Here is an 18,152-nt window from a genome sequence, read left to right as displayed (position 1 = left end):
GAGGCGCGCCCGGCTCCCGCGCCGTCCGTGCGGCCGGGGAGGGAAGCGCGCCCGGCTTCCGCGGCCGAGCGGGCGGGCGACGAGGCACGCCCGGCTCCCGCGCCGTCCGTGCGGCCGGGGAAGGCAGCCCGCCCGGCTTCCGCGTCCGAGCGGGCGGGCGACGAGGCGCGCCCGCTCGGCGCGCCGTCCGAGCGGCCGGACGACGAAGCGCGCCCGGCTTCCGCGCCGGCCGTGCGGCCGGGGAACGAAGCGAGCCCGGCCCCGGAGGCCGTACCGCCGGGGAATTCCTTGGCGTCCCGCGAGCCCGCGGCCGTATCGTCGTCCGGTCCCACCGGCGAGGAAAGGCCCGCATGACCTTCGCGCACATCACCGTCGACACCCCCGAGCCCGCCCCCGGCGCCGTCCTGCTCGCCGGCATCCCCGGCAGCGGCAAGTCGACCGTCGCGGCGGCCCTCGCGGCCCGCTTCGCCCGCTCCGCGCACATCGAGGTCGACGACCTCCAGGAGCTGATCGTCCAGGGCTGCCACTGGCCCGGCCCGGACGGCGACCCGGAGGCGGACCGTCAGATCCTGCTGCGCGCCCGCAACGCCTGCCTCCTCGCGGACAGCTTCGCCGCGGCCGGCTTCCTGCCGGTCCTCGACGACGTGGTCGTACGCCGCTCCCACCTGGACTTCTACCGCGCCCACGCGAAGACGGTCCCGCTCCACGTGGTGATCCTGGCCCCCGGCCCGGACAAGGCCTGGGAACGCAACAACGCCCGCCACAAGCGCCTCACGACCAACTGGGCCTTCCTGGACGAGGCCATGCGCGAGGAACTCACCGGCGAGGGCGTCTGGATCGACAACGCGCACCAGACGGTCGAGGAGACGGTGGACGCGGTCCTCGCGGCGACGGGCCTGACGCCGGAGCGGTAGGTCAGCTGTCGGAGCGCGGGAACCCGTCCGTCTTCACGACGATCCCGCGCCCTTCGAGGGGCAGGAGCAGGTCCTCGCCGAAGGCGATCTGCCCTGCTCGTCGTAGGTGCCCCGACGGGTGGGGCGGCTGTGGATCGTGCAGGTGCTGTCGGACGGGTCGATGATCACGTAGAGCTGCGCGGTGTCAGGGTGATCTTTCCGTCCGTGATCTCCACGCGGTAGCCCCCTGGCAGGCTCGCACCGGCCAGCGCTTCCCAGGCGCTGGGCGCGTTCATGGCCGGTGGTGTCCTGGGGGCCTCCGTGTGTCGGTACACGTCACGACAACGGCGCCCCGCTACCCCCGCGGCCGGGCCGTCGACCCCCGCACCACCAGCTCCCCCGGGACGTTCACCGGGCCCCCCGCCGGAGGCTCCTCCGCGCCCATCGCCAGGCGGCCCGCCCTCGCGCCCGCCTCGTGCAGTGGCAGTCGTACGGTCGTGAGGGCCGGGACCGCGTCGACCGAGAACGGCAGGTCGTCGAAGCCCGCCACCGACACGTCGTCCGGGATGGACAGGCCCCGTTCCCGCAGGGCCGCGCAGACGCCGAGCGCCACCGTGTCGTTGGCCGCGACGACCGCCGTCAGATCCGGGTCACGGTCGAGGAGTTCGCCGGCCGCCTCGTAGCCGGACCGGCGGTCGTACGGGCCGTGGACCGTCGGGCCCTCGGCGACCCCCGCCGCCGCGAGCGCCGCCCGGTGGCCTTCGAGCCGGTGCCGGGTCGTCGTCCGGTCGGCCGGCCCCGCCACGTATCCGATGCGCCGGTGTCCGAGGCCGAGCAGGTGCTCGGTCAGGCGCCGCGCGCCGGTGCGGTTGTCGAAGACGAGCGCCGCCGTGTTCGCGTCGCCCGGCACCGGCGGGCGCCCGCACAGCACGACCCGCGTCCCCGCCTCCGCGAGCTTCGCCAGCTTGCCCGCCGTCGCCGCCAGGTGCTCCGGGTCCTCCAGCGAGCCGCCCATGAGGATGACGGCCGCGGCCCGCTGCCGCTGGAGCAGGGTCAGGTAGGTCAGCTCGCGCGCGGGGGAGCCGCCGGTGTTGCAGACGACGGCGAGCTTCTCGCCCCCGGCCCGCCCCGACGCGACCTCCCCGATCGCGCTCTGCGCCGCGCTCGCCATGATCCCGAAGAAGGGGTCGGCGATGTCGTTGACCAGCACGCCGACCAGGTCGGAGGTGGCGGCGGCCAGTGAGCTCGCGGGGCCGTTGAGGACGTAGTCCAGCTCGTCCACCGCCCGCAGGACCCGCTCGCGGGTCGACGCGGCGACCGGGTAGTTCCCGTTCAGGACCCGGGACACGGTCGCGGGGGAGACCCGGGCGCGGGCGGCCACGTCCGCCAGGGTGACGGTCATCGTGTGCGTACCTCCGAGGCCCTTGTCCGGCGTGATGTCGGCAGGTTAGCTTCCTCCCAGACAGAAAGCGCTTTCTATCGAGGCGCGGAATGCCGGGGAGAGGAACTTTCGTGACACGCAGGACAGTCCGCATCGCCATGAACGGCGTCACCGGACGCATGGGATACCGCCAGCACCTCGTCCGTTCGATCCTCGCCCTGCGCGAGCAGGGCGGCCTCGACCTCGGCAACGGCGAGACCCTCTGGCCCGAGCCCGTCCTCGTCGGCCGCCGCGACCACGCCCTGCGCACGCTCGCCGAGCGCCACGGCCTCACCGAGTGGTCCACCGACCTCGACGCCGTCCTCGCCGACGACAGCATCGACATCTACTTCGACGCCCAGGTCACCTCCGCCCGAGTCGACGCCCTCACCAAGGCCATCGCGGCCGGCAAGCACATCTACACCGAGAAGCCCACCGCCGCCGACCTCGCCGGCGCCCTGGAACTCGCCCGCCTCGCCGCCGAGCAGGGCATCAAGCACGGCGTCGTCCAGGACAAGCTCTTCCTCCCCGGCCTGCTCAAGCTCAAGCGGCTCATCGACGGCGGCTTCTTCGGCGAGATCCTGTCCGTGCGCGGCGAGTTCGGCTACTGGGTCTTCGAAGGCGACTGGCAGGACGCCCAGCGCCCCAGCTGGAACTACCGCGCGGAGGACGGCGGCGGCATCGTCGTCGACATGTTCCCGCACTGGGAGTACGTCCTCCACGAGCTCTTCGGCCGGGTCACGAGCGTCACCGCGCACGTCGCCACACACGTTCCGCGGCGCTGGGACGAGCAGGGCAAGCCCTACGAGGCCACCGCCGACGACGCCGCGTACGGCATCTTCCAGCTGGAGGGCGGCGCGACCGCCCAGATCAATTCCTCCTGGACGGTCCGCGTCAACCGCGACGAACTCGTCGAGTTCCAGGTCGACGGCACGCACGGCTCCGCCGTCGCGGGCCTGCGCAACTGCCGGGTCCAGCACCGCTCGGCCACCCCCAAGCCGGTCTGGAACCCGGACATCCCGGCGACCGAAGCCTTCCGCGAGCAGTGGCAGGAAGTCCCCGACAACGCCGAGTTCGACAACGGCTTCAAGTCCCAGTGGGAGCTCTTCCTCCGCCACGTCGCGCTCGACGAGCCGTACCACTGGGACCTGCTCGCCGGCGCCCGCGGCGTCCAGCTCGCCGAGCTGGGCCTGAAGTCGGCCGCCGAGGGCCGCCGCCTCGACGTCCCGGAGGTCTCCCTGTGATCCGCCTCCCGCAGGCGGGCGGAGGCGTCCGCGCGTACGAGCCCCGCACCGAGCCCCTCGCCCTCGGAGGCGGCGGCGCCCTGACCTCCCGTACGGTCTTCTCCGCCGCGCACGTCGTCGCCGACCCGTACGCCGACACCACCCCCGACTCACCCGCCGCCGTCGACTGGGACGCCACCCTCGCCTTCCGCCGCCACCTCTGGGCCCACGGCCTCGGGGTCGCCGAGGCCATGGACACCGCCCAGCGCGGCATGGGCCTCGACTGGGCCGGCGCCGCCGAGCTGATCCGCCGCTCCGCCGCCGAGGCGAAGGCCGTCGGCGGCCGCATCGCCTGCGGCGTCGGCACCGACCAACTCACCGGCCCCGCCGACCTGGTGGCGGTCCGCAAGGCCTACGAGGAGCAGCTCGCGCTCGTCGAGGAGACCGGCTCCCAGGCCATCCTCATGGCCTCCCGCGCCCTCGCCGCCGCCGCGAACGGCCCGGACGACTACCTCGACCTGTACGGCCACCTCCTCCGGCAGGCGAGCGAGCCGGTGATCCTGCACTGGCTCGGCCCGATGTTCGACCCGGCGCTCCAGGGCTACTGGGGCTCGGCGGACCTGGACGCGGCCACGGAGACCTTCCTCGACGTGATCGCCGCCCACCCCGACAAGGTCGACGGCATCAAGGTCTCCCTCCTCGACGCCCGGCGCGAGGTCGAGCTGCGCCGCCGCCTCCCGGAGGGCGTCCGCTGCTACACGGGCGACGACTTCCACTACCCGGAGCTCATCGCCGGCGACGAACAGGGCTTCAGCCACGCCCTGCTGGGCATCTTCGACCCCCTCGCCCCGCTCGCCGCCGAGGCGGTGCGGACCCTCGACACCGGCGACGTCGCGGGCTTCCGCGAGATCCTCGACCCCACCGTCGGGCTCTCCCGCCACCTCTTCGCGACCCCGACCCGCTTCTACAAGACGGGCGTCGTCCTCCTCGCCTGGCTCGCCGGGCACCAGGACCACTTCACGATGGTCGGCGGCCTCCAGTCCGCCCGCTCGCTCCCGCACCTCGCCCGCGCCTACGAACTCGCCGACGGACTCGGCCTGTTCCCCTACCCGGCCCTCGCCGAGGCCCGGATGCGGTCCCTGCTCGGAGTCCACGGAGTCGCCCGGTGAACCTCGACCGCTTCGGCGTCAACCAGATGACCGTCAAGCAGCTCACCCTGCCCGACCTGGTCTCCCACTGCGTCCGCCTCGGCATCCCGGGCGTCGGCCTGTGGCGCGAGCCCGTCCAGGCGTACGGGGTCGAGGCCGCCGCCGCTCTCGTCCGGGACGCGGGCCTCACCGTCACCACCCTCTGCCGGGGCGGCTTCTTCACGGCGGACGGCTGGCTCGCGGAGAACCGCGCGGCGATCGACGAGGCCGTGACGCTCGGCACCGACACCCTCGTCCTGGTCTCCGGCGGCCTCACCCCGACCTGCCCGGACCTGCTCTCCGCCCGGGCCCGCATCGCCGAAGCCATCGGCGAACTCGCCCCGTACGCGGGGGAGCGGGGCGTCCGCCTCGCCATCGAGCCGCTGCACCCGATGTACGCCTCCGACCGCTGCGCCGTCTCCACCCTCGACCAGGCCCTGGACATCGCGGAGCGCTTCCCGGCCGAGCAGGTGGGCGTCACCGTCGACACGTACCACCTCTGGTGGGACGACCGCGCCCCGGCCGCGGTGGAACGCGCGGGCGCGGCAGGCCGGATCCACTCCTTCCAGCTCGCCGACTGGACGACCCCGCTCCCGGCCGGAGTCCTCAACGGCCGGGGCCAGTTGGGCACCGGCGCGATCGACCTGCGGGCCTGGGCGGACCTGGTCGAGAAGGCCGGCTACACGGGCCCGGTCGAGGTGGAGCTCTTCAACGACGACCTGTGGGCACGCGACGGCGTCGAGGTCCTGGAGGAGACCCTGGACCGCTTCCTGGCGGTGTGACGAGCTACCGCGGCCCCGGTGCGGCGGGGCGCGCGGTGTGGGCTGCCCGGCCGTGCGGAGCCGGGCAGCCGTGGGGGGCCGGGCGGCCGTGGGGGGGCCGGGCACGGGCAGACGTGCTGTTACGGGCACGGGCAGACGTGCGGGTACGGCCACGGGCATCGGCCCCTCCCCGCAGGGCGCGGGATGGGCTCCGCTACTTCTTCGTACCGCCGCCCAGCAGGTCCCCCAGACCGCTGCCGCCGCCCTTCTTCGAGGCGGCGCGCTTGGTGAGGGCGGCGACGACCACCGGGACCAGCATGTCGACGGCGCGGTTCACCGTCGCGGGCGGGAGGCCGGTGCGCTTCGCGACCGCGCTCGCCGCCGGTCGGGCGAGCTTGGCGAGCACCCCGGCCATCAGACCCCCGGCCGCCAGACCGCCGAACGTGGCGACGCCCTGCAGCGGCGGCTCGGCCGAGGCCACCTCGTCGACGGCGGCCCGCACCTCGTCCGCGCTGGCCGGCTCGGCCGCCGCCTGGCGCAGCTCGCCGGAGAGCTCGGCCACCGAACTCCCCACGAGCTCCTGCGCCCCGGTGGCGTCGGTGCCGAGAAGCCCGGCGATCTCCTGGAGCCGGTCGTCCCCGAGCTCGGTCAGGACGTCGTCCTGGAAGGAAGAGTCAGTCATGCCGAAAACGCTAGGCCCAGGGTCCCGAGTCGGCATGTCGGCGGAATCTCCGTTGCCGCGCGGACCCACGGTCCTCACGATGAGGACCATGACAACGGAGATACAGCGCGTCAACCCGGAGGGCCTGCACGCGACCCCCGGATACCACCACGTCACGGTCGTGGAGGCGGGCCGTACGGCCTACCTGGCCGGACAGTGCCCCTTGGGACCGGACGGGGCGCTCGTCGGGGACGACATGGACCGTCAGGTCGACCAGGTCGTCGCCAACGCCCTGGCCGCGCTGTCGGCCGTCGGCGCGACGCCGCACCGGGTGGTCAGGTCCGTGATCTACGTCGTGAGCGACGAGCGGCCGGTGCTCGCCGCCGTCTGGGAACGGCTCAACGCGTCCGCCCTCGGGCCCGCGTTCACCACGGCGAGCACGCTGCTCGGGGTCGCGCAGCTCGGCTTCCCCGGGCAGCGGGTCGAGCTGGACCTGACAGCGGCGCTCTGAGGCTCCCGGCGCCCCTGAGACGCGAGCTGTCCCCAGTTGTCCCCAGGGCGCCCCGGCTGTCCGAGGCCTTCGCTACGGTCGGGGCATGTCCAACGAGGGTCGCGGTCCGGCAGTGCTCGAAGGGGTTCTGGAGCGGATCACCTACGCCAACGAGGAGAGCGGGTACACGGTCGCCCGTGTCGACACCGGGCGCGGTGCCGGTGACCTGCTCACGGTCGTCGGCGCGCTGCTCGGCGCGCAGCCGGGGGAGTCGCTGCGGATGGAGGGCCGTTGGGGGTCCCATCCGCAGTACGGGAAGCAGTTCACCGTCGACAACTACACGACGCTTCTGCCCGCCACCATCCAGGGCATCCGCCGGTATCTGGGATCCGGGCTCGTCAAGGGCATCGGGCCAGTCTTCGCCGACCGCATCACCCAGCACTTCGGGCTCGACACCCTCGACGTCCTCGAAGACGCCCCCGCGCGTCTGATCGAGGTCCCGGGGCTCGGCCCCAAGCGGACCAAGAAGATCATGGCCGCGTGGGAGGAGCAGAAGGCGATCAAGGAGGTCATGGTCTTCCTCCAGGGGGTCGGGGTCTCCACCTCCATCGCCGTGCGGATCTACAAGAAGTACGGGGACGCCTCCATCTCCGTCGTGAAGAACCGGCCCTACCGGCTCGCCGCCGACGTCTGGGGCATCGGTTTCCTCACCGCCGACCGCATCGCCCAGGCCGTCGGCATCCCGCACGACAGCCCGGACCGGGTGAAGGCCGGCCTCCAGTACGCGCTGTCGCAATCCACCGACCAGGGCCACTGCTTCCTCCCCGAGGAGCGGTTGATCGCCGACGCCGTCAAACTCCTCCAGGTCGACACGGGGCTCGTCATCGAATGCCTGGCCGAGCTCGCCGAGGACCCCGAGGGGGTCGTACGGGAGTCGGTGCCCGGCCCCGAGGGAGTGCCGGTCACCGCCGTGTACCTGGTGCCCTTCCATCGCGCCGAGCTGTCGCTCGCCGGGCAGGTGGGACGGCTCCTGCGGACCGAGGAGGACCGGATGCCCGCCTTCCGGGACGTGGCCTGGGACAAGGCGCTGGCCTGGCTCGCCGACCGCACCGAGGCCTCGCTCGCGCCCGAGCAGGAGGACGCGGTCCGGCTCGCCCTGACCCGCAAGGTCGCGGTCCTCACCGGCGGTCCCGGCTGCGGCAAGTCCTTCACGGTCCGCTCGATCGTCGAGCTGGCCCGCGCCAAGCGGGCCAAGGTCGTCCTCGCCGCGCCCACCGGGCGGGCCGCCAAGCGGCTCGCCGAGCTGACCGGCGCCGAGGCCTCCACCGTCCACCGGCTCCTGGAGCTCAAACCGGGCGGGGACGCGGCCTACGACCGGGACCGGCCGCTCGACGCCGACCTGATCGTCGTCGACGAGGCCTCCATGCTCGACCTGCTCCTGGCGAACAAGCTGGTCAAGGCCGTGGCCCCCGGTGCCCACCTGCTGCTCGTGGGGGACGTGGACCAGCTGCCCTCGGTCGGCGCGGGCGAGGTCCTCGGCGACCTGCTCGCCCCCGGCAGCCCCGTCCCCGCCGTGCGGCTGACCCGCATCTTCCGGCAGGCCCAGCAGTCCGGGGTCGTCACCAACGCGCACCGGATCAACGCCGGCACCCCGCCCCTCACCCAGGGCCTGCCGGACTTCTTCCTCTTCGTGGAGGAGGAGACCGAGGACGCAGCGCGGGTCGCCGTGGAGGTCGCGGCCCGGCGCGTTCCGGCGAAGTTCGGCCTCGACCCGCGGGACGTCCAGGTCCTGGCCCCCATGCACCGCGGCCCGGCCGGCGCGGGCGCGCTCAACGGACTGCTCCAGCAGGCGATCACCCCGGCCCGTCCCGACCTGCCGGAGAAGCGGTTCGGAGGCCGGGTCTTCCGGGTGGGTGACAAGGTCACCCAGATCAGGAACAACTACGACAAGGGCGTCAACGGCGTCTTCAATGGCACGGTCGGCGTCGTCACCGCCCTCGACACCGTCGAGCAGCGGCTGACCGTGCGGACGGACGAGGACGAGGAGGTGCCGTACGACTTCGACGAGCTGGACGAACTGGCCCACGCGTACGCGGTCACCATCCACCGCTCGCAGGGCAGCGAGTATCCGGCGGTGGTCATCCCGGTCACGATGAGTGCCTGGATGATGCTCCAGCGCAACCTGCTCTACACGGCTGTGACGAGGGCCAAGAAGCTGGTCGTCCTCGTCGGCTCCCGCCGGGCGATCGCCCAGGCGGTCCGCACGGTCTCGGCGGGCAGGCGCTTTACCGCACTGTCCCATCGGCTCACAGGTGGCTCCCCCGTGTGAAAGATCACGGAGGGCTACCGGAACCGGGGCGAAGGGGGCAGGATGTGAAGGTTGGCGGCACTGAGTGCCGCCGATTGGCCCAATGGTCGACCCCGAGTGCACTCTCCTGAGCCAAATGGGGGATGGTAGAGACAGTCAGGGCACCTCGAAGAAGAGGCACTACGTCGGTGAGGGATGACGTGAGCGACAACTCTGTAGTACTGCGGTACGCGGACGGTGAATACACCTACCCGGTGGTCGAGAGCACCGTCGGCGACAAGGGCTTCGACATCGGGAAACTCCGAGCCCAGACCGGTCTGGTCACCCTGGACAGCGGATATGGCAACACCGCCGCCTATAAATCCGCGATCACCTACCTCGACGGTGAGCAGGGGATCCTGCGGTACCGCGGCTACCCCATCGAGCAGCTGGCCGAGCGCTCCACCTTCCTTGAGGTGGCGTACCTGCTGATCAACGGTGAGCTGCCCAAGGTCGACGAGCTGTCGACCTTCAAGAACGAGATCACGCAGCACACGCTGGTCCACGAGGACGTCAAGAACTTCTTCCGTGGTTTCCCGCGGGACGCCCACCCGATGGCGATGCTGTCGTCGGTGGTCTCCGCGCTGTCCACCTTCTACCAGGACAGCCACAACCCGTTCGACGAGAAGCAGCGCCACCTCTCCACGATCCGGCTGCTCGCGAAGCTTCCGACGATCGCGGCGTACGCGTACAAGAAGTCGATCGGTCACCCCTTCGTCTACCCGCGTAACGACCTCGGGTACGTCGAGAACTTCCTGCGCATGACCTTCTCGGTCCCGGCGCAGGAGTACGACCTGGACCCGGTCGTCGTCGCCGCGCTCGACAAGCTGCTGATCCTGCACGCGGACCACGAGCAGAACTGCTCGACCTCCACCGTGCGTCTGGTCGGCTCCTCGCAGGCGAACATGTTCGCCTCGATCTCCGCCGGCATCTCGGCCCTGTGGGGCCCGCTGCACGGTGGCGCCAACCAGTCGGTCCTGGAGATGCTGGAAGGCATCCAGGCCAACGGCGGCGATGTCGACTCCTTCATCCGCAAGGTGAAGAACAAGGAGGACGGCGTCCGCCTGATGGGCTTCGGCCACCGGGTGTACAAGTCCTTCGACCCGCGCGCCAAGATCATCAAGGCGGCCGCGCACGACGTCCTCTCCGCGCTCGGCAAGGACGACGCGCTGCTGGACATCGCGCTCAAGCTGGAGGAGCACGCGCTCTCGGACGAGTACTTCGTCTCGCGCAACCTCTACCCGAACGTGGACTTCTACACGGGCCTGATCTACCGCGCCATGGGCTTCCCGACCGAGATGTTCACCGTGCTCTTCGCGCTCGGCCGCCTTCCCGGCTGGATCGCCCAGTGGCACGAGATGATCAAGGAGCCGGGCTCCCGCATCGGCCGCCCGCGCCAGATCTACACGGGCGAGGTCCTCCGCGACTTCGTCCCGGTCGAGGCCCGCTAGGACCTCAGGGACCCGTTGCGCCCCGGCGAGTGAGCCGAAGGGGCGCGTCGGTGTCGAGAGGGCGAACGCGCGGAGGCCCGACGCAGGAGGGTCGAGCACGATCGCCCTCTCGACACCGACTGGAGCGCCCCGGGGGCGAACCGAGCCCCAAGACAGCGAGAAGCGCCCCGCCGCCGATCCCCCCACGGGTCGACGGTCGGGGCGCTTCCCATATCCCCCGGTGCGGATTCCCCCCACGGGATCCGGGCCGGGCGTCTGCCGGCGTCAGCAGCAGCTGCGCGGGTTCGGGCGCGACGCGGTCTGCCGGGGTACGTACGGGAGGGCCGCTCAAAGCTCCCCGGTGCACGTGCCCCGGCCAACGCTTGCCTAGGGACGTCCCCCAAGACATCCCATGAACGTCCCCCAAGACGTTCTCGGCATCGCCCACTTAGACTCGCGAACAGCCCAGATGGTTACCCCCCAATATCTGTGATCTAGATCTCTTTGTGAAGGTCCTGTGCGTCACGTGTAGGTGAATTCACGTGAAGCGCCGCAGCCGCAGGCTGTTGGATACGACGAAGACGGACGAAAAGGCCATCGCGAGGCCCGCGATCATCGGATTGAGCAGGCCGGCCGCCGCCAGGGGCAGGGCGGCCACGTTGTAGCCGAAGGCCCAGGCGAGATTGCCCTTGATCGTCGCCAGGGTGCGGCGGGAGAGGCGGATGGCGTCCGCCGCGACGCGGAGGTCGCCGCGGACCAGGGTCAGGTCGCTCGCCTCGATGGCCGCGTCCGTGCCCGTTCCCATCGCCAGGCCGAGGTCCGCCGTGGCGAGGGCGGCGGCGTCGTTGACCCCGTCGCCGACCATCGCGACGGTCCTGCCCTCCTCCTGGAGCCGTCGGATCACCCCGGCCTTCTCCTCGGGCAGCACCCCGGCGATCACCTCGTCGATGCCCACCTCCGCCGCCACGGCTTCCGCGACCGCCCGGTGGTCCCCGGTGAGCAGGACGGGCCTCAGTCCCAGGCCGCGCAGCCGGGTGACGGCCTCGGCGCTGGTGTCCTTGACGGTGTCGGCGACGGTCAGGGTGCCGCGGGCGACCCCGTCCCAGGCGACGTGTACGGCGCCGGGCTCGGCGGTGTCGGGCACCTCGACGCCCTCGGCCGTGAGGAGGGCGGCGCGGCCGACGAGGACGAGCCGGCCGTCGACGGAGCCGCGTACGCCGAGCCCGGGGACGTTCTCGAAGGTCTTCGGTACGGGGAGTTCGCCGCACCGCTCGGCGGCGCCGGCCGCGACGGCGCGGGCGACCGGGTGCTCGGAGGAGTGCTCCAGGGCGCCCGCGAGCCGTAGCAGCTCCGTCTCGTCGGTGCCCGAGGTGCCGTAACCGCCCCCGTACACGCGCACGCCGACCAGCCGCATGCGGCCCGTGGTCACCGTTCCCGTCTTGTCGAGGACGACGGTGTCGACGCGGTGGGTGGACTCCAGGACCTCGGGGCCCTTGATGAGGATGCCGAGCTGGGCGCCGCGGCCGGTGCCGACGAGCAGCGCGGTCGGGGTCGCGAGGCCCAGGGCGCAGGGGCAGGCGATGATCAGGACGGCGACGGCGGCGGTGAAGGAGGCGGTCGGGTCGTCCGTGAGCAGGAGCCAGGTGACGAGGGTGCCGAGCGCGATGAGGAGCACGACCGGGACGAAGACGGCGGAGATCCGGTCGGCGAGCCGCTGCACCTCGGCCTTGCCGTTCTGGGCGTCCTCGACGAGCTTCGCCATCCGGGCGAGCCGGGTGTCGGCGCCGACGGTGGTGGCCCGGACGACGAGCCGGCCGGAGACGTTGACACAGCCGCCGGTCACCTCGGAGCCCTCGGTGACGTCCAGCGGCATCGACTCGCCGGTGAGCAGGGAGGCGTCGACGGCCGACGCGCCGGTGGTGACGGTGCCGTCGGTGGCGATCTTCTCCCCGGGGCGTACGACGAAGAGGTCGCCGGCCCGCAGCTCCGCGACCGGGATCCGTACCTCCGTGGTCCCGCGCAGGACGGCCACGTCCTTGGCGCCGAGCTCCATGAGGGCCCGCAGGGCCGCGCCCGCCTTCCGCTTGGCGCGGGCCTCCAGGTAGCGGCCGAGCAGGATGAAGGTGACGACCCCGGCGGCGACCTCCAGGTAGATGGTGGAGGTGCCGTGGGCGCGGTCCACGGTGAGGTCGAAGCCGTGGCGCATGCCGGGCATGCCGGCGTCGCCGAGGAAGAGGGCCCAGAGCGACCAGCCGTAGGCGGCGAGGGTGCCGAGGGAGACCAGGGTGTCCATGGTGGCGGCGCCGTGCTTGGCGTTGGTCCAGGCGGCCCGGTGGAAGGGCAGTCCGCCCCAGACGACGACGGGGGAGGCGAGGGTGAGCGAGAGCCACTGCCAGTTCTCGAACTGGAGCGCGGGGATCATGGCGAGCAGGATCACGGGCGCGGCGAGGACGGTGGAGACGGTCAGCCGCTGCCGGAGCGAGGCGAGCTCGGGGTCCTCTTCGGCGGCCTCGGCCTCGTCGGGCTCGGGCTCCGGCGGCAGGGGTTCCTCGGCGGTGTAGCCGGTCTTGACGACGGTGGCGATCAGGTCGTCGACCTCGAGCTCCGGGGGATGTTCGACCCGGGCCTTCTCGGTGGCGTAGTTGACCGTCGCGGTCACCCCGTCCATCCGGTTGAGCTTCTTCTCGACGCGGGCCGCGCAGGAGGCACAGGTCATGCCACCGATCGTCAGCTCGGTGATCGTGGACGTCATGAGCGCTTCCCAACGAGAGCAGGGCCGTACCCGTCAACGGTACGGCCCTGCGGGGTGTCGACCACGGGGGGTCGGTCAGGCCAGTTCGTAGCCGGCTTCGTCGACGGCGGCGCGCACGGCGTCCTCGTCGAGCGGGGCGGCGGAGACGACGGTGACCTGGCCGGTCGAGGCGACGGCCGTGACCGAGACGACGCCGGCGAGCTCGGAGATCTCGCTGGAGACCGCGCCCTCGCAGTGGCCGCAGGTCATGCCCTTGACCTGGTAGACGGTGGTGAGTTCGGTCTTCGTCTCAGCGGGCATGGCGTTCTCCTTCGGGGGTTCAGAGCCGTACAAAACCGAGATTATACCCCTAGGGGGTATGAATGCCAGTCCCGGCCGGCTCGCGCCGCGCGAGCGCCGTGGCGCGGACGCTCGCCGCGTTGTCGTCGGTCGCCATGACTCCGCCATGACTCCGCCATGGCTCCGCCGCGACTCCCTCCTCCGCCGTGCGATCGCACGCGCCAAGTCCCGCTCCCTGGCCGACCCGGCAGGCGAGGTGCTCCGTCGCGATCCGACCGGAGCTTATGGTAAATACCCGTTATGTCGCATTCGGGGACCACGCTCATCCTGATCATGGCGATCGCCGTCCTGGCGCCGCTGCTCGCCTACGGAGTGGGACGCAGGCTCCCCGTTCCCCTCGTCATCTTCGAGATCCTCCTCGGCATCCTCATCGGCCCCGACGTCCTGGGCTGGGCCCACTCCGACGAGCTGATCGACGGCCTCTCCGAGCTCGGCCTCACCATGCTGATCTTCCTTGCCGGGTACGAGATCGAGTTCGGCAAGGTCCGCGGCGACACCCTCAAGCGCGCGGTCTGGGCCTGGGTCGCCGCCCTCGTCCTCGGGCTCGGCACCGGGATCCTGCTGGGCGGCGGCTATGCCAAGGGCGTCTTCATCGGGGTGGCGCTGACCAGCACCGCGCTCGGCACGGTCCTGCCCGTGCTGCGGGACGCGGGCGAGCTCCACGGCCGGTTCGGCTCGGTCGTCATGGCCTTCGGCGCGGTGGGCGAGTTCGGGCCGATCATCGCGATGGCGCTGCTGCTCAGCGGGCGCGCCGCGGTCGAATCGACCGTGCTCCTCGCCGTCTTCGCCGCGCTCACGGCCGCCGCCGTCTTCTGGGCGCTGCGCCCGCGCCCGCCGTGGTTCTCCCGGATCATCGCCAAGACCCTGCACAGCAGCGGCCAGTTCGCCGTCCGGTTCGTGTTCCTGCTGCTCGCCCTGATGCTGGGGGCCTCGACGGCGCTCGGGCTCGACGTCCTGCTCGGCGCCTTCGCGGCCGGGCTCATCACCCGGCTCGTGCTGACCGGGGCGGCGCCCCAGGCCGGCCCGGAGATCCTGGAGAAGATCGAGGCCGTCGGCTTCGGCTTCCTCGTCCCGGTCTTCTTCGTCGTCACCGGGATCGAGTTCGACCTGGACTCGCTCCTCTCCGGCGGCCGGACCCTGCTCCTGCTGCCGGTCTTCCTGCTGCTCTTCCTGGTCGTGCGCGGCGGGCCGATCTGGTTCCTCGCCCCGCGCGACCTCGACCGCAAGGACCGGAGCGGGCTCGTCCTCTACGGCTCCACCGCCCTGCCGCTCGTCGTCGCGATCACGACCATCGGCGTGGAGGGTCACGAGCTGTCGGCGGGCGACGCGGCGGCGCTCGTCGGCGCCGGCATGGTCTCCGTCCTCGTCTTCCCGCTGCTCGCGCTGAAGCTGCGGGCGCGGGCCGGGGAGAAGGCGCTGCCCTCCGAGGCGGTCAGGGGGTCCGAGACGTGGTGAGTCCGGCGTCGTCGGCGTGGGTGCCGCCGATGACCGGGTCGAGGTAGCGCAGGAGGACCCGCTTCAGTTCGGCGACCGTGGCGTCCCGCTCGGGTCCCTCGGGGGCGGCGAGGACCAGCTGGAGGCCCCCCTTGAAGACCGCGAAGGCCATGTCCGCGATCCGGACGCACTCCTCGGGCGGGCTGTCCGGGAGGTAGTGCGCGATCAGGAGGCGGACCCGCTCGATCAGCGAGGCGTGCAGGGCGTCGTGCTCCTCCGCGATCCGGCCGGGGATCTCGGAGCCGTGCATCAGGGCGAGGAAGACGGGGTTGGCGCAGTTGAACTCGATCAGCGGGTCGACGACCGCGTCGAGCAGCTCGGGCAGCGGCAGCGCCAGGTTCTCCGGGGTGAAGGCCTGGCCGTGGGCCTCGCGCATCTCGTGCATGAGGCGGCCGCCGAGCTCGACGGCGATGGCTTCCTTGTTCGGGAAGTACTGGTAGAGCGTGCCGGGCGAGACGTGCGCCTCGCGGGCGATCGCGTTGGTGCTGGCCGCCGTGTAGCCGTTCGCGCAGAAGACGTTCGCGGCGGCCTGGAGCAGCTGCGTGATGCGGCGCTCGCCGCGCGCCTGACGGCGGCGCGGCTTCGGTTCCTCGGACATCTCGGGCTTCTCGGACATGGCTGTCCCCAGCTTCCTCACCACACGTTGACAAATGCGAGAGGTCGCTCGCATTCTAAGGAAACGCGAGCGATCACTCGTGTTTGTCATTCTATGGCAATGGGCGACCCATGTGACCTGCCGGGAAGCGCGCACATGGGTCAGGTGAAGGGGACACCGCGTCATGGCCGAAGTCAAGAAATCAGCTCCCGGCGGGGGCGCGGGCGGCGGGTGGACGCGGTTCGTCACCGCCCGGCCGCGCCTGACGCTCCTCGTGGCGCTCGTGCTCACCGCCCTCGCCGTCCTGGCGGGCGGCGGCGTCGCCGACCGGATGGGCAGCGGCGGCTGGGAGGACCCGGCCGCCGAGTCCACGTACGCGACGGAGGCGCTGGCCCGGGAGTTCCCCGGCTCGCAGCCCAACCTGCTCCTCCTCCTCGACACGGGAGCCGCGGGAGGCACCGGAGACACCGGGACCGCCGGAGCCGCCGGAGACGCCGGGACCGCCGCCGTCGACGCCCCAGCCGTCGCCGCCGAGGCCCGGAAGCTCGCCGAGCGGCTCGACGCCGAGCCGGGCGTCGACGGCGTCGGCTCGTACTGGTCCACCGGCTCGCCCGCGCTCCGCTCCGAGGACGGCCGCCAGGCGGTGATCGCCGCGCGGATCGCCGGCGAGGAGAAGGACGCCGCCGCGATCCTCGACCGGATCGCCCCCGAGTACCGGGGCACCCACGGCCCCGTCGAGGTCACCCTCGGCGGCGGCCTCGCCGTCCGCCACGAGATGCAGGTGATCATCCAGGAGGACCTGCTGCGGGCCGAGCTCATCGCCCTGCCCCTCACCCTCGTCCTCCTCGTCATGGTCTTCGGCAGCGCCGTCGCCGCCCTGCTGCCGCTCGGCGTCGGCATCGTCGCCATCCTCGGCACCAACGCCGTCCTGCGCGGCATCACCGAGTTCACCGACGTCTCGGTCTTCGCGCAGAACCTGACGACCGCCCTCGGGCTCGGACTCGCCATCGACTACGCCCTGTTCGTCGTCCGCCGCTACCGCGAGGAGCTCGCCGCCGGCGCCGACACGTACACCGCCGTCCGCACCACCCTGCGCACGGCGGGACGGACCGTACTGTTCTCCGCGCTCACCGTCGCCGTCTCGCTCTCCGCGATGCTCGTCTTCCCGCAGTACTTCCTGCGCTCCTTCGCCTACGCCGGGATCGCCGTCGTCGTCCTCGCCGCCACCGCCGCGCTCACCCTGCTCCCGGCGGCCCTCGTGCTGCTCGGCGACCGGGTCAACTCCCTGGACCTGCGGCGCCTCCTCCGGCGCGGCCGCCCGCCCCGGGAGGACGCCGACGGGTCCGGCTGGGCCCGGGTCGCCGACCTCGTGATGCGCCGCGCGCCGGTCTTCGCCGTCGCCACCGCGGCCGGTCTCGTCCTGCTCGGACTGCCCTTCCTCGGCGTCAAGTTCGGTACCGCCGACGACCGCCAGCTCCCCGTCACCGCCTCCTCCCGGGTCGTCCAGGACCAGCTCCGCGACGGCTTCCCCGGCAACCCAGGCGGCGGGATCACCGTCCTCGCCGAGGGTGAGGCCACCCCCGCCCAGTACGAGGCCTTCCGCGAGCGGATCGCCGCCCTCGACGGCGTCGACCGGGCCGACGGCCCCGTCACCGCGGGCGGCGGCGCCGGCCACGCCTACTTCACCGTCGTGCCCGAGGGCGAGACCGTCGGCGCCGAAGCCCAGCGGGTCGTGGGCGAACTCCGGGCCGCGCCCGCGCCCTTCGAGACCTCCGTCACCGGACAGGCCGCCGTCCTCGTCGACTCCAAGGACGCCCTCGGCGAGCGGCTGCCCTGGGCGGCGGCGATCGTCGTCCTCGCCACCCTGCTCCTCGTCTTCCTGCTCACCGGCAGCGTGATCGTCCCCGTCCAGGCCGTCGTCCTCAACGCCCTCAGCCTCACGGCGATGTTCGGCGCGGTCGTCTGGGTCTTCCAGGAGGGCCACCTCGCCGGGCTCCTCGGCTTCACCTCCACCGGGGACATCGAGACCACGCTGCCCGTGCTCATGTTCTGCGTGGCCTTCGGACTCTCCATGGACTACGGCGTCTTCCTGCTCTCCCGTATCAAGGAGGAGTACGACGCCACCGGCGACCACGAGCACTCCGTCCGCTTCGGCCTGCGCAGGACCGGCGGCCTGATCACCGCCGCCGCCGTGATCCTCGCCGTCGTCATGGTCGCGATCGGCACCTCACGGGTCACCAACACCAAGATGCTCGGCCTCGGTGTCGCCCTCGCCGTCGTCATGGACGCGATGGTGGTCCGCAGCCTCCTCGTCCCCGCCGTGATGAAGCTGACCGGCCGCTTCACCTGGTGGGCCCCGGCGCCGCTGCGCCGCTTCCACGACCGCTTCGGCGTCAGCGAGTCGGACGGGCCCGCGCCACGGCCGGAACCGAAGGCCACGGAGGTCGCCGAGGAGGCGGCCGAGGAGCGGCGCGAGAGCGCTTCCGCACGCGGCTGACCCTCCGACGTCAGGACGCCGGGCCCCGGAACACTCCGGGGCCCGGCGTCGTCGCGTGCCGGG

14 protein-coding genes are annotated in these 18,152 nt (G+C 72.3%); 9 read left to right on the top strand and 5 right to left on the bottom strand.

What is annotated here, in order from left to right; genetic code table 11:
* Positions 1 to 350 precede the first annotated feature (350 nt).
* Positions 351 to 914 carry an AAA family ATPase gene (locus tag ACFWWU_RS17275; RefSeq protein ID WP_384145591.1) on the top strand — a complete coding sequence of 188 codons (564 nt, stop codon included), beginning with the start codon at positions 351 to 353 and terminating at the stop codon, positions 912 to 914.
* 334 nt (positions 915 to 1,248) lie between these two features.
* On the opposite strand, the gene ACFWWU_RS17270 is transcribed toward ACFWWU_RS17275, so the two are convergent.
* Positions 1,249 to 2,295, bottom strand: coding sequence for a LacI family DNA-binding transcriptional regulator (locus tag ACFWWU_RS17270; protein WP_384145588.1), 1,047 nt, complete (start codon positions 2,293 to 2,295; stop codon positions 1,249 to 1,251).
* A gap of 110 nt (positions 2,296 to 2,405) precedes the next feature.
* Here ACFWWU_RS17270 and ACFWWU_RS17265 point away from each other — a divergent pair, with 110 nt between their 5' ends.
* Genes ACFWWU_RS17265 through ACFWWU_RS17255 form a run of 3 tightly spaced genes read left to right on the top strand, consistent with a single transcriptional unit; the run spans position 2,406 to position 5,505 of the window.
* Complete coding sequence (locus ACFWWU_RS17265) at positions 2,406 to 3,557, top strand: Gfo/Idh/MocA family protein (protein WP_384145585.1); 1,152 nt, start codon at positions 2,406 to 2,408, stop codon at positions 3,555 to 3,557.
* Positions 3,554 to 4,705: a dihydrodipicolinate synthase family protein gene (locus ACFWWU_RS17260; RefSeq protein WP_384145582.1), complete on the top strand. Its 1,152-nt coding sequence runs from the start codon at positions 3,554 to 3,556 to the stop codon at positions 4,703 to 4,705. Before ACFWWU_RS17265 ends, ACFWWU_RS17260 begins: the two co-directional genes overlap by 4 nt.
* 26 nt (positions 4,706 to 4,731) lie before the next feature.
* The gene (locus ACFWWU_RS17255) at positions 4,732 to 5,505 is read left to right on the top strand and encodes a sugar phosphate isomerase/epimerase family protein (RefSeq protein ID WP_384145905.1); all 774 of its coding nucleotides are present in this window, start codon (positions 4,732 to 4,734) and stop codon (positions 5,503 to 5,505) included.
* Between the two features lie 193 nt (positions 5,506 to 5,698).
* Here ACFWWU_RS17255 and ACFWWU_RS17250 read toward each other — a convergent pair whose 3' ends face one another.
* The gene (locus tag ACFWWU_RS17250; RefSeq protein ID WP_384145579.1) at positions 5,699 to 6,166 is read right to left on the bottom strand and encodes a DUF937 domain-containing protein; all 468 of its coding nucleotides are present in this window, start codon (positions 6,164 to 6,166) and stop codon (positions 5,699 to 5,701) included.
* Positions 6,167 to 6,254: 88 nt separating this feature from the next.
* Between ACFWWU_RS17250 and ACFWWU_RS17245 the strand changes: the two genes are divergently transcribed.
* The 3 genes from ACFWWU_RS17245 (at position 6,255) to ACFWWU_RS17235 (ending at position 10,433) form a co-directional block, all read left to right on the top strand.
* Positions 6,255 to 6,656: a RidA family protein gene (locus tag ACFWWU_RS17245; protein WP_384145576.1), complete on the top strand. Its 402-nt coding sequence runs from the start codon at positions 6,255 to 6,257 to the stop codon at positions 6,654 to 6,656.
* A gap of 85 nt (positions 6,657 to 6,741) precedes the next feature.
* A complete protein-coding gene (locus ACFWWU_RS17240) occupies positions 6,742 to 8,964 on the top strand; it encodes an ATP-dependent RecD-like DNA helicase (RefSeq protein ID WP_384145573.1) in 2,223 nt (740 codons plus the stop codon).
* 179 nt (positions 8,965 to 9,143) lie between these two features.
* Positions 9,144 to 10,433 (top strand): citrate synthase, encoded by a 1,290-nt coding sequence (locus ACFWWU_RS17235; protein ID WP_024758361.1) that lies wholly within the window; start codon positions 9,144 to 9,146, stop codon positions 10,431 to 10,433.
* Positions 10,434 to 10,950: 517 nt separating this feature from the next.
* Here the strand turns inward: ACFWWU_RS17235 and ACFWWU_RS17230 are convergent.
* Together ACFWWU_RS17230 and ACFWWU_RS17225 are read right to left on the bottom strand one after the other, a co-directional pair.
* Positions 10,951 to 13,164, bottom strand: coding sequence for a heavy metal translocating P-type ATPase (locus tag ACFWWU_RS17230; protein ID WP_384145570.1), 2,214 nt, complete (start codon positions 13,162 to 13,164; stop codon positions 10,951 to 10,953).
* 75 nt (positions 13,165 to 13,239) lie between these two features.
* Positions 13,240 to 13,464, bottom strand: coding sequence for a heavy-metal-associated domain-containing protein (locus ACFWWU_RS17225; RefSeq protein ID WP_384145566.1), 225 nt, complete (start codon positions 13,462 to 13,464; stop codon positions 13,240 to 13,242).
* A 279-nt stretch (positions 13,465 to 13,743) separates the two neighbouring features.
* Between ACFWWU_RS17225 and ACFWWU_RS17220 the strand changes: the two genes are divergently transcribed.
* Complete coding sequence (locus ACFWWU_RS17220) at positions 13,744 to 14,958, top strand: cation:proton antiporter (RefSeq protein ID WP_384145563.1); 1,215 nt, start codon at positions 13,744 to 13,746, stop codon at positions 14,956 to 14,958.
* Here the strand turns inward: ACFWWU_RS17220 and ACFWWU_RS17215 are convergent.
* The gene (locus ACFWWU_RS17215) at positions 14,936 to 15,613 is read right to left on the bottom strand and encodes a TetR/AcrR family transcriptional regulator (protein WP_384145560.1); all 678 of its coding nucleotides are present in this window, start codon (positions 15,611 to 15,613) and stop codon (positions 14,936 to 14,938) included. The genes ACFWWU_RS17220 and ACFWWU_RS17215 overlap by 23 nt on opposite strands.
* 163 nt (positions 15,614 to 15,776) lie before the next feature.
* Here ACFWWU_RS17215 and ACFWWU_RS17210 point away from each other — a divergent pair, with 163 nt between their 5' ends.
* Complete coding sequence (locus ACFWWU_RS17210; RefSeq protein WP_384145557.1) at positions 15,777 to 18,089, top strand: MMPL family transporter; 2,313 nt, start codon at positions 15,777 to 15,779, stop codon at positions 18,087 to 18,089.
* Positions 18,090 to 18,152 lie beyond the last annotated feature (63 nt).

Origin of the sequence: Streptomyces sp. NPDC058650 (genome assembly GCF_042717315.1) — a bacterium.
GTDB lineage: Bacteria > Actinomycetota > Actinomycetes > Streptomycetales > Streptomycetaceae > Streptomyces.
The sequence above is the reverse complement of the archived record's forward strand: the minus strand, read 5'-3'. Positions and strand labels throughout refer to the sequence as shown.